The organism is Bacillus sp. FAU20 (genome assembly GCF_056033865.1).
This window is the reverse complement of the sequence record NZ_JBVYHY010000027.1, coordinates 246,794-258,949: the sequence shown is the minus strand read 5'-3', so window position 1 is coordinate 258,949 and position 12,156 is coordinate 246,794. Positions and strand designations below refer to the sequence as shown.

Annotated in this window: 11 protein-coding genes; 6 read left to right on the top strand and 5 right to left on the bottom strand. The window is 34.3% G+C overall.

What is annotated here, in order from left to right; translation table 11 throughout:
• Window positions 1-177 precede the first annotated feature (177 nt).
• Window positions 178-684: a GNAT family N-acetyltransferase gene (locus AC0OM3_RS27010; RefSeq protein ID WP_000405883.1), complete on the top strand. Its 507-nt coding sequence runs from the start codon at window positions 178-180 to the stop codon at window positions 682-684.
• 368 nt (window positions 685-1,052) lie between these two features.
• Here the strand turns inward: AC0OM3_RS27010 and AC0OM3_RS27005 are convergent, their stop codons facing one another.
• Both AC0OM3_RS27005 and AC0OM3_RS27000 read right to left on the bottom strand, forming a co-directional pair.
• A complete protein-coding gene (locus tag AC0OM3_RS27005) occupies window positions 1,053-2,522 on the bottom strand; it encodes an RNA-guided endonuclease InsQ/TnpB family protein (protein ID WP_000159717.1) in 1,470 nt (489 codons plus the stop codon).
• A 196-nt stretch (window positions 2,523-2,718) separates the two neighbouring features.
• Window positions 2,719-2,841 (bottom strand): hypothetical protein, encoded by a 123-nt coding sequence (locus AC0OM3_RS27000; protein ID WP_001068392.1) that lies wholly within the window; start codon window positions 2,839-2,841, stop codon window positions 2,719-2,721.
• Window positions 2,842-3,171: 330 nt separating this feature from the next.
• Here AC0OM3_RS27000 and AC0OM3_RS26995 point away from each other — a divergent pair, with 330 nt between their 5' ends.
• The 3 genes from AC0OM3_RS26995 (at window position 3,172) to AC0OM3_RS26985 (ending at window position 6,022) form a co-directional block, all read left to right on the top strand.
• The gene (locus tag AC0OM3_RS26995; RefSeq protein WP_000238960.1) at window positions 3,172-3,843 is read left to right on the top strand and encodes a response regulator transcription factor; all 672 of its coding nucleotides are present in this window, start codon (window positions 3,172-3,174) and stop codon (window positions 3,841-3,843) included.
• A gap of 65 nt (window positions 3,844-3,908) precedes the next feature.
• Window positions 3,909-5,363: a HAMP domain-containing sensor histidine kinase gene (locus AC0OM3_RS26990; RefSeq protein ID WP_000041021.1), complete on the top strand. Its 1,455-nt coding sequence runs from the start codon at window positions 3,909-3,911 to the stop codon at window positions 5,361-5,363.
• Between the two features lie 146 nt (window positions 5,364-5,509).
• Window positions 5,510-6,022: a GNAT family N-acetyltransferase gene (locus AC0OM3_RS26985; RefSeq protein ID WP_000351212.1), complete on the top strand. Its 513-nt coding sequence runs from the start codon at window positions 5,510-5,512 to the stop codon at window positions 6,020-6,022.
• Between the two features lie 32 nt (window positions 6,023-6,054).
• On the opposite strand, the gene pdxR is transcribed toward AC0OM3_RS26985, so the two are convergent.
• Window positions 6,055-7,455 (bottom strand): MocR-like pyridoxine biosynthesis transcription factor PdxR, encoded by a 1,401-nt coding sequence (gene pdxR / locus AC0OM3_RS26980; protein WP_061883765.1) that lies wholly within the window; start codon window positions 7,453-7,455, stop codon window positions 6,055-6,057.
• A gap of 120 nt (window positions 7,456-7,575) precedes the next feature.
• On the opposite strand from pdxR, the gene AC0OM3_RS26975 reads away from it, so the two are divergent.
• Both AC0OM3_RS26975 and AC0OM3_RS26970 read left to right on the top strand, forming a co-directional pair.
• Entirely contained in the window at window positions 7,576-8,502 is a 927-nt protein-coding gene (locus AC0OM3_RS26975; RefSeq protein WP_001067022.1) for a DMT family transporter, read from the top strand.
• A gap of 188 nt (window positions 8,503-8,690) precedes the next feature.
• Window positions 8,691-9,215 (top strand): DUF4871 domain-containing protein, encoded by a 525-nt coding sequence (locus AC0OM3_RS26970; protein WP_000719688.1) that lies wholly within the window; start codon window positions 8,691-8,693, stop codon window positions 9,213-9,215.
• 292 nt (window positions 9,216-9,507) lie between these two features.
• Here the strand turns inward: AC0OM3_RS26970 and AC0OM3_RS26965 are convergent, their stop codons facing one another.
• Window positions 9,508-10,707, bottom strand: coding sequence for an NAD(P)-dependent malic enzyme (locus tag AC0OM3_RS26965; protein ID WP_163050608.1), 1,200 nt, complete (start codon window positions 10,705-10,707; stop codon window positions 9,508-9,510).
• Between the two features lie 59 nt (window positions 10,708-10,766).
• Entirely contained in the window at window positions 10,767-12,113 is a 1,347-nt protein-coding gene (locus tag AC0OM3_RS26960; protein WP_000512725.1) for a 2-hydroxycarboxylate transporter family protein, read from the bottom strand.
• Window positions 12,114-12,156: the final 43 nt, after the last annotated feature.

Below are 12,156 nucleotides of genomic sequence, written 5' to 3'. Positions count from 1 at the left end.
TTAAACACTTGAATAGTTAACAAAGTTAATATATAATTTCATTACATAATTAAAACAAAACATTGTAGCATATATCTTTTCATTCTTTTACAAATTAAAAGAGAATACTAACAAAACATATACTCAATCTTATAAAAGTAATGGATTTATTTGAAATCCACCAGGGAGGTTACAACTATGGAAATTCGCTTATTAACAACAGAGGACGCAGAAATATATTTAAAAGTTTGTATGGAAGGTTTAACGAAGAATCCGGAAGCTTTTAGCTCTTCTTATGAAGATGTTCTTAAACATGAAAATCCTGTGGCTGCTATGGCTAAACGATTAAGCAATCCGGATAAGTATACTCTAGGTGTCTTCAAAGATAATGATTTAATTGGTATCGCTACTTTAGAAACAAAACCATTTATTAAACAAGAACATAAAGCAAAAATTGGCTCCGTTTTTGTTTCTCCAAAAGCACGTGGTCTCGGAGCAGGACGAGCTCTAATTAAAGCAATTATTGAAAATGCCGATAAATTACATGTAGAACAACTTATGCTCGATGTTGTAGTTGGTAACGATGCAGCAAAAAAATTATATGAGTCATTAGGTTTCCAAACTTACGGCGTACAAGAGCGTTCATTAAAACATAACGGTCAATATTGGGACGAGGAACATATGGTTCTGTTCTTAAATGATTAATACTTCAATATAAGGTGAAACTTTACTCAGTGGGGGAGTTTTCCAAAAGCATCTTTCTTAATAAGAAAGATGCTTTTTCATTACAACAATGTAATCTTCATGTCACCTTTATCGATCGTACCAAACCTTTCCATTCATTATACTAAAAATATAAAGTGAAACTTTACTCAGTGGGGAACTACATCCCACGCTGATCGCATGTACTTGATATGTAGAGGAGAATGTGACATGAAACAAAACAAACGAGCTATGCTTTTAATATTTACTACAGCAATTGTAACTTCTGGATTAGCAATTTTACCTTGGTTTATCATATGAACACTCCCCCACTTAGCAAAGCTTGAAGTGGGGGTTTCTAACGTTTCGACCTAACGGATGATTAACGTCAGGGGAGTTAACACATTAGCGAGCTGTTTCACGCCTAACCCCTCTATCCCATTTGTCCATGCATTTGGGATTACTTTTCGTAAAATGTTAGCCGCAGCATTTACATCTGCATTAATTAAAGTTTTATTTGCTGAACGATATATGCCGCGCTCTATTCGTTTTCCTGAAAAAGTTGTATTTTGGTCATTTTCTCCATACGTTGGAATGAAGTCGTTATCCAGAAAACTTGCTTTCGATGTATATGATTCTTCAGTTACAACAACTTGAATGCCTACAGCATTTGCTTTGTATGTAATCATTTGAATCAGTAAATTATGCGGGATATAACAAAACGATTGGTTATTTCTTTTTCCCATATTCGTTTCTTGTTTCCAACTTTTGTTTTGACCAATAACGATTTTACAAACTTCTTCTTCTTGAGCTAGTTTTACGATGTGGTGACTAACTTTATGGAAGACATCTTTTATTTTCAAGTAACGTTTTTGATGAAGTTTTTCTATCCTTTTAGAAGTAAAAGGTCCTTTATTAGTTTGTTTTCCATTTCTAAGAATACTTGTAAAATGACTCCTCATTTTATTGTAATATTGATTTATGCTTTTGACATGTTTGCCCTTAACAAGGACAGGTTTCATACCTGTGTTTGTTACGATGGTTGCAAGGTTATCAATCCCTAAATCAATACTCATATAACGAGCATTCTCTTCAATCATTTGTTGTTCAGAAGGAACATCAATTACCAATTCCACTACATATTCATTGTATTTTGGAATCACACGAACTTGTTTCAGTTTACCTTCAGTGAAACCTAGTTTCCCAATATTTAATTGCAATTTCGTCTTTGGAAACTTTAAAAATCTACCGTTTTTAATGATGCAATCTTGGTTTGTATACAGAATCTCTTTTTCAGAAGAACGAATATACTTTGGAATCCTAGGCATTCCAGCATATTTGTTTGGATTCTTTTTATAGTCTTTTAAACTAGCAAAAAAAGATTTCCAATTTTGGAACAAACATTTCATGATTGACTGGCTACATTGCGTAGGCAAAGCTCGATAATCATTTTGAATCATAGCCTTAAATAGTGCATCTAGAAAGTTGTAATCTACATAAGGTTTTTCAAAATTAGGTTCTGAAAACAAATTACATTTAATCTCTTTCTGTTCTTCTTTAGGCTTTAAATTCTCTTTTTCCAATTTCTTCTGATAGGCAAGAAGTTGTGTGTCATTCATTTTACCAATATTTTTATGAATATTATCCAGAACTTCTTTTTGCAAAGGCTGCAACTCTTTTTCTTGTGTTAATCCAGTGTACACCTGACGTATATAAAAGTTTGTGGTGTTGTACATGTTCTTAGCATTATGACAACATTCTTGAAAATAAGAATACATACGATGCCCTTTTTTAATCCAAATTTGAAGAGTTTTATAGTTTGATGGATTTTCCTTTGTCATTTTATTCACCCCCTTGTTAAGGATATTATAGCAAAAAAGAACGTATGTTCCCTTTATTTTTTTGAAAATAAAATATTTTTTTCGATTCACCTCACCACCTTCACTTACGGAGTCCTCTCGAAAGGCATAATAGAAATACTCCCCTAACAATGAAAAAAGCTGATTGCTTCTTAAGAAGCAATCAGCTTTTTTTATATTATAAAATCCCCAAAATTTTATTTACGCAACTTATAATAATAACCATAGATACGGCAACGCACATGACAACCGTATTACGATCTTGCTTTTCTTTTTTTGAAATTTCTTCTTTTGGATTCATGTGTATGATCTCCTTTTTAAAAAAAGTGTGAGATAGGAAATTTTTCTTATCCGATGCGAGGTGAATACGAAAACCCTCTCTATCTCACATACACAATAGAATGGAATTGTCATTTTATAAATAAAATGACATGACGTTATGTCGCAACATAGGGTATTTTGTGTCGCTACGTTTTCTATTATAAAAAATAGTTGTGCAAAACTAGTGCATTTTTTATGTCAATTACTCTGAGCGAAAAATAACTCTTCCACTCAATCACATAAAAAGAGTTTTTTATTATTTTCATGTAAACTATATAAGTAGAATGAACAGTTTGGGGTGCACAAGATTATGGTAAAAATTTTATTAGTAGACGATGAAGAACGTATGTTACGATTATTAGATCTGTTCTTAAGCCCTCGCGGCTATTTTTGCATGAAAGCTACCTCTGGCCTTGAAGCACTAAATTTAATCGAACAAAAAGAATTCGATATTATTTTATTAGATGTTATGATGCCAAGTATGGATGGATGGGATACTTGCTATCAAATCCGTCAAATTTCCAACGTTCCTATCATTATGTTAACAGCTCGCAACCAAAACTACGATATGGTGAAAGGCCTCACGATGGGCGCAGATGATTATATTACAAAACCATTTGATGAGCATGTATTAGTCGCACGAATCGAGGCTATATTACGCCGTACAAAAAAAGATGGTTTTGTTAGTTTCAATGGTATTGAGTGGGATAAAACGAAACATACTGTCACAGTTTATGATGAAAAAATCTCGCTAACTCCTATCGAATTTTCGTTACTCGGACTATTTTTGCAAAATACAAACCGAGCTTATAGCCGAGATGATTTAATCGAAAAAATTTGGGGCTATGAAACAGATATCGAATATAGAACAATTGATTCACACATTCGTAATATCCGTGATAAACTACGCAAAAAAGGATTTCCGATTGAAGATTACCTAGAAACGGTCTATAAAGTCGGATATAAATGGAAAAGTGAATAATTACTTCGGTCAGTGGGAAATCGTATACCACTGACTCTTTATTATGGATAAGGTATGGTGAAAAAATGAGTAAACTTTCCCTTAAAATTGGGACATACTTTTTAATATTAGCTTTATGTATTGAAACAATTGCTTTCGTATCTTTTTATAAAAGCCTTTCAAAAATACGTATTGAAGAGGAAACAGATGCTCTTTTAGAGAAAGGTAATCGCTATAGTAAAAAAATTAAAAGCCGCGAGAGACGGGATGAATATTATAAAGAAATGAAACACGCTGAACATAATAAAAATCCTAAACGTCCTGTGTACCCTGAGTTCGATATTACGAATGAGGCTGCACACTTAGTTGAATCGGAATCAATTTCTAACTCCGATATAGCTATCATTATTACTGACCATAACGGCAAAATTATTTCCACCTCAGAACCCGTAACAAAAGATATGCAAAAACAACTTACTTGTAAAACAGAAACTGTCCCAGACGGCGGGTTGGTCGTTGAAAGGAACTGGAAAAAATCAAAGTTCATCACAACAGTAAGCCCACTTAACACAACAAAGTTTCAAGGAAAGCTATATATGTTATTAAAAACATCTTTCCTAGAAAATATGTTACTTAAACTCATGAACCAATTTCTTATCATTAGCGTTTTAACAATTATTTTAACAACAATTTCTGTCTTTGTTTTTTCACGCGTTATTACAGAACCACTTGTAAAAATGAAGAGAGCGACAGAAAAAATGTCAAAATTAAACAAGCCAATTCAATTAGGTATTAAGCGAAATGATGAACTCGGAAGTTTAGCAAAAACAATTGAAGATTTATCGAGTGAACTTACGTATATGAAAAAAGAGCGCAATGAATTTCTCGCTAGTGTCGCTCATGAACTATTAACTCCATTGACCTATATGAAAGGTTATGCGAAGGTAGCAAAGAGAGACTCTTTAACAAAAGAGGAGCGAGAAGAATACTTACAAATCATTGAGGATGAAACGGATAGTGTAACCGATCTCGTCCAAGATTTATTTATGCTTGTACAATTAGAACAACACCAATTTGTTATAAAAAAACAAAAAGTGCTTCTTCAGCCATTTTTAGAACGAATGGTAGAAAAAACAAAAACAACATTAACAAATAAGCAAATGCAACTTCATGTATATTGCAAAGATGATTTAGAAGTTTGCATAGACGAAAGACGTATGGAACAAGTTATGTTAAATTTATTACACAACGCTTATCAACATTCGCCAGAAAACACATCCATTACGATACGTGTACTCATGGAAACAGATTCTTTTACAATAAGTGTACAAGATGAAGGTGAAGGTATTCCTGAACAAGATATCCCGCATATTTTTGACCGTTTTTATCGTGTTGATAAATCCAGAACACGAGCTACAGGCGGAAAAGGTATCGGGCTAGCTGTTGCAAAAGAAATTGTAGAATTGCATAACGGTTCTATTCTAGTAACAAGCCAATTAGGAGCGGGAACAAACTTTATAATCGATATACCTTTTGAATAATATGCGTGTGAAAACACCAGTAGTAGTAAACACTACTGGTGTTATTTTGTTCATAAAAACAGCTTATATAAGCTAAGCTTTTGAAATTATTCTTATTTCAATATAAAATAAAGATACATTTGTCAAAGATTTGGAGGGTGATATAATTGGATATCCATGTATTAACAAAAGACGAAGCAGAAATTTACTTAGAACTTCGCGTAGAAGGATTAAAGCAAAACCCTGAAGCATTCAGCTCTTCTTATGAAGATATTATTAATAAAGAGTGTGCGATTGAATATAAAGCACAAAAATTAGCACAAGATGAAAACTATACGCTAGGTGCATTTAAAGATGGGAAATTAATCGGGGTTGCAACACTGGAAACGAAACCATATGTAAAACAAGAACATAAAGCTAAAATCGGTTCTGTATATGTTTCTCCAAAAGCACGCGGACTTGGAGCAGGAAAAGCACTTATTAAAGAATGTCTTGAACTTGCTAAATCTTTAGAAGTAGAACAAGTTATGCTTGATGTTGTTGTTGGCAACGATGGAGCAAAAAAACTTTATGAGTCATTAGGTTTTAAAACATTCGGTGTACAAGAACGTTCATTAAAATATAACGGACAATATTGGGACGAAGAGCATATGGTCTTATTCTTAGATGAAAATAAATAATAAAAAACATCCTCATGTTTGGAGGATGTTTTTTACTTTCTTGTAAACCATGCCTTGTGTAATAATTGAATCGCTTTCGCAATTTCTTCCTCTGATGATATCGCAAACCCAAGCAAAACTACATTCTCAGGCGCCGTACCATCTTTATAGTACGTAGACACAGGATATATTTTGATACTATATTTCGCAGCTTCTTGAATTAATTCTTCTTCCCGCATTCCATTATGCACTTTTAATAAAATGTGTAATCCCGAATCTTCTCCTATCACTTCAACACGATTAGAGAAATACTTCTCTATTTCAAAAACAAGTCGATCTCTCTTCTTTCGGTAGACGACACGCATTTTATGAATATGTTTTTCCCAATAGCCTTCATTTAAAAATCTTCTAATCACTTCTTGGTCCATTCTTGAAACACTTTGTGTATAAAATAAATATTGCTGTTGATACTTTTTAATTAATTTCTTCGGCAACACCATATAGCTCATCCGTAGCGATGGCAATAATGCTTTAGATAGCGTCCCCATATAAATAACTTTCCCCTCTGTATCTAATCCTTGCAGCGCCGGTATAGGCTTTCCAGAATAGCGAAATTCACTATCATAATCATCTTCAATAATATACCTGCCCTCTTCTTTCTTTGCCCATTGTAAAAGCTGCATCCTTCTCGTAATAGGCATAATCATTCCATTTGGAAACTGATGGGAAGGTGTAACAAATACAACATTCGCATTGCTATTTTCTAAATCTGCAATACAAATTCCATCTCTATCTAAAGATAACATTTGGACTCTTGCTTCTCCCTGTTCAAAAACAACCATCTTCCTATGATACCCTGGGTTTTCAACTGCATAATTGCTTCCCTTTAACAATTGAAACAATAGTTTCACTAATATTTGTGTTCCCGCTCCTAATACAATTTGACTAGCTGAACAACGCACACCTCTAGATTCATACAAATAATTCGTAATCTCTTCTCTTAAGCTCGCTTCCCCTTGAGGGTGTCCTAGAAAGAGAAGTTCGTTATTATGCGGCTGCCATACTTCATTTACAATTTTCCGATACATATTGAATGGAAAAGCATTTGTATCAATTCCTGTTTGTGTAAAGTCAAATTTATAACTCTTCTCCTGAAACGGTACTTCTTCTATTCTCTCTCCGCTATCCTCTACATGAACCATTTGCTCAATCTTGCATACAAAATAACCTTTTCTCGATATCGGCTCAATATAACCTTCTGCAAGTAATTGTTCGTACGCTGCCTCTACTGTATTTTTACTTACTTGTAAATGTATCGCTAACTTTCGCTTAGCTGGTAATTTCGTAAAAGGGACAATCGATCCATCTTTAATTTCTTTTTTTATATACTCATACAATTGCACATATAATGCCTTTTTACTATTCATATTTAAATTAGGCGTTAATTCTAACATAATATCTGACCCCTTAATAAAACTAAAATCTGATACTTTTTACAGTACCAGAAGTTATATATAATTCCTTTTATCATGTCACACATAAAAAATCAAATACTGGAGAGGAGAAACATGATAATGAACAATGTTAAACGTATCGGACTCATTATGATTATTACAGGGGCTACATTATGGGGATTATCTGGTCCAATGATTCAGTGGCTATTTCAGCATACTAATGTATCCTCAATTGATTTTTTAACAATTCGATTGTTGCTTGCAGGAATATTTATTTTGTCTTTCTTACTTATAAAGAAACAAAACATATTTCAAATTTGGAAACACCCTAGATATTCTATACAACTTATTATTTTCTCTATTCTCGGCATGCTTGGTGCGCAATACGCCTTTATCGAAACGGTTCATATTAGTAATGCAGTCACAGCAACGCTATTTCAATTTCTAGGTCCTGTTCTTATTACCATGTATGTTGCATTTGAACAAAGAAAATTCCCTGCTCCCATGCAACTATTCGCAATTATAGCCGCGCTAATAGGAACATACTTTATTATTACAAATGGCTCAATTGAAAATATTGTTTTATCCAAAGAAGCTATTATTTTTGGACTATTAACAGCAATCGGATTTGCATTTTATACCCTTCATCCGGCTTCTCTCATTAAAGAATGCGGGACAACTGTAGTAATTGGTTGGGGGATGTTAATCGGAGGAATTGTACTACTTATTTATAATCGTTCATTCGGGTGGAATCAATTTTCACAAACTCTTACACTAAAAACCTTTTCTATGCTTATTCTTATCATTATTAGTGGTACCCTTTCTTTCCTTCTATATATCGGTAGTCTTAAATATTTAGCAGCAACAGAAACAAGCATTTTATCTAGCATTGAACCCCTTGTAGCTGCCATCGTTTCAATCACTTGGCTAAATGAATCTTTTGGAACATATCAATTATTAGGCGGCGTATGTATCGTTCTGTCCGTTATTTTTTTGACGATGCCTCAAAAAGAAACCGAACCACCCTATACAACTGAACAAGTATAATGTGAAACTTTAATTAGTTGGGGCTATCTCCCACTAATTATTAACCTACACCAATCGGGCTTTTACGGGATAAAAAATGTCAAAAGAGGTCGTACAAAACTTACGACCTCTTTTTATACTTTAAAGGAATTGTCCCGCCTTCTAGCAAATACAATTACACTAACAATAAAAACTAGGAGTGTGGCACCATGAAAAAAATCGGAACTATGCTACTTCTCTCCTTTCTCATCACTGGATGCACACAAGCACAATCTGATTCAAAAGCATCTAAAACTGAAGCTGTCGCAACGTCATCCACTCAAGTGAACGCACCTTCCTTCTTTCACCTTAGTGTTTTAAAAGATGTAAATTGGGAAGAAGCCCCCTCATTCATAGACGGAAAAATACCTTTAAAAGGCATCGAAGGAAAAATCGCAATGGCTGATAGTCCTATTATCGCAAATGAACAAAATGAAATAATGTGGTACTTTCTAGATTCTGAAATACCAACTGGAAAATTGTCTATTATTGCGCTAAAACAAGGATCTGTAACTCCAACACCAGTACTCTTTCAAAAAGAAACTTCCAAACAAACTTGGACTACTTCAAATACAATCGATTCTACTACAAACGAACTCCCTCTCACTATGTCACTACCTTCATCTGGATTATGGTTATTAAATATATATGTGAATGAAAAATATTATGATCAGTTTGTAATCACTGCTGAGTAAAGTGACAAAAATAAACCACTTTCTTACAACAATGTAATTTCTACATCATGTACTTCGATAGTTGAATTATCTCTCTTCTCTTATACTTAAAGTAAGAAATGAAACGAGGAGAGATGAGAGATGAAAAAAATGATAGAAGTAATCGTAGCAGTAACTGAGGTTTTAGTGAATGGTAAACAAGTTGCAATGGAATTAAATAAATAGTGAAGAAATATAAATAATTCTACACTTCTTCATTATTTTGATTTCTTATCTCAAAAAAGCAGTGCCTTTTAGGCACTGCTTTTAGCTATTAATAACTTGGTATTTTCGTAATTTGCGCCACGCCTGAATCAATAGCTGCTTTCGCTACTGCTTCTGCAACACTTGGAACAACTCTTTTATCTAATGGATTTGGGATTACATAATTCGCATTACGTTCTTCGTCAGTAATGATGTTAGCGATCCCATATGCTGCCGCTAATTTCATCTCTTCTGTAATATCAGTTGCGCGCACATCTAACGCACCGCGGAATATTCCGGGAAACGCCAATACATTATTTACTTGATTCGCATAATCCGAGCGCCCAGTTCCTACTACAGCTGCCCCAGCCTCTAATGCATCCTCAGGGAAGATTTCTGGAATTGGATTCGCCATTGCAAACACGATTGCTTTCTCATTCATCGTCTGCACAAGTTCTTTCGTTAATACGTTAGGAGCAGATACGCCAATAAAAATATCAGCTTGGTGAATCGCTTCTTTTAACGTTCCACGCACATGTTCACGATTTGTCTTTTTTGAAACTTCAATTTGCGCTTCGTTCATCCATGTTTCACCTTCACAAACAATACCTTCTAGGCTAACTAACGTAATGTGCTTTGCACCAGCCTTTAATAATAATTTTCCAATTGCAATTCCTGCCGAGCCCGCACCGTTAATAACGATTTTCACATTATCCATTTGTTTGCTAACAACTTTTAATGCATTAATAACAGCTGCTAAAACGACAATAGCTGTTCCATGTTGATCATCATGAAATACAGGAATATTCGTTTCTTCTTTTAATCGTTTTTCAATTTCAAAACAACGCGGTGCTGCAATATCTTCTAAATTAATCCCTGCAAATGTAGGCTCTAAATTTTTTACAAGGGTAACGATTTCATCTACATCCGTTGTGCCTAAACATAATGGGAAAGCATCTACATTCGCAAATTTCTTAAACAAAATACTTTTTCCTTCCATAACAGGCATAGCCGCTTTTGGTCCAATGTTTCCTAAGCCGAGTACCGCTGTTCCATCTGAAACAACTGCCACCATATTGCCACGTGCTGTATAGTCATACACTGTTTCTTCATCTGCCGCAATTGCTTTACAAGACTCCGCTACACCTGGTGTATACGTCAGGCTTAAATCATACGCTGAATTTACCTCAACTTTACTTGTAATTTCAATTTTCCCTACTAATTCTTTATGCAATAACAATGATCTTTCATTAATTTGATTTGCTAACATACTTATAATCTCCCCTTAATTTGACAAGCTAGCTATATGAATATAGCTAGCTTGTTTGATCATGAAAACATCTTTAATAATATTGTCGCCGTTACAACCATTGCCGCCCCGCCTAAACGAGTCGAAATTTGTGCGAACGGCATTAATTCCATACGATTTGAAGCCGATAAAATAGCAACATCTCCAGTTCCGCCTAAACCGCTATGACATCCAGTTACAATCGCCGATTCAACTGGATACATCTTCATCACTTTCCCTACAAGAAAACCTGATGCTACCATTGTAAGAACAACCGATGCGCACACAACAACATATCCTACTGAAAGAACTGCTGCTACGTCTTTTAACGGAATATACAGCAATCCTAATCCAACCATTAAAGGCCAAGTTAAATTCTTCGAAATAAATTTATATAAATGGAATGCTCCTTGCTCCATTTTTGCTGGCATTAATTTAAAGTATTTCACAAGTGCTGCTGAGAAAATCATAATAATTGCCCCAGGAATACCGATGAACTTAGAAGCAAATCCTCCGAAGATGAAGAACGTACACGCAATTAATAAACCTGCTCCCATTAATGAGAAGTCAATTGGTTTCTCTGTATTTTGTTCTTTTAATAATTCTGCTTGATTGTCTGTTTTCACTAATACACCGTTACCACTAAGCTCCGGTTTCTTTTCACCTAAACGCTTCATATACCCTGCACTTACAATTGCGAACATATTTCCAATAATAGCTGCTGGAATAAGCTGTGATACAAACGTTGCTGATGATTCATTTAAAATATCACTATAAGCTAGCGACAATGGTAAAATCCCTTCCCCGATACCGCCACTCACAATTGGTACGATGATAAAGAAGAATGTCTGCTTCATTTCAAATCCAAATAATGAACCGACCAATAATCCTACTGCTACAGAAGCTAACGTCCCTACTACTAAAGGAATAAACATGCGAACGAAACCTTGTACTAACACTTTACGGTTCATTCCTAAAATACTTCCGACTACTAAACAAGAAATATATAAATATAAAAAGTTCGATTTTTTCATTAACATAGTCGCAGCTTCCATTGAAGCTGGATTCATCCAGTTAAAAAATACAAGTAATGATGGAATAAATAACGAAAGTATTGCTGGACCGCCGATATTTTTTAAAATTGGAATTCTCATCCCAATATCGCCTAAGAAAATCCCCATGATCATAATAACTGCAAATCCACCAATCATATCTGCTGGCAATTTATTATATACAGATGCCCCATAAATAATAGCAGCCAATACTACATATAACGGTAAAGGTATAACACCGATTTTTACATTCATAATTTTAGAAGCGAAAGATTCTCTTTGTACTTCATTTCCTTCAGAAAATGATACCGCTTCCACATTCTTTTGAATTCCCATATGGCACCCCCTCGTTTTCTTAATAACAATATTAAAACGCTTT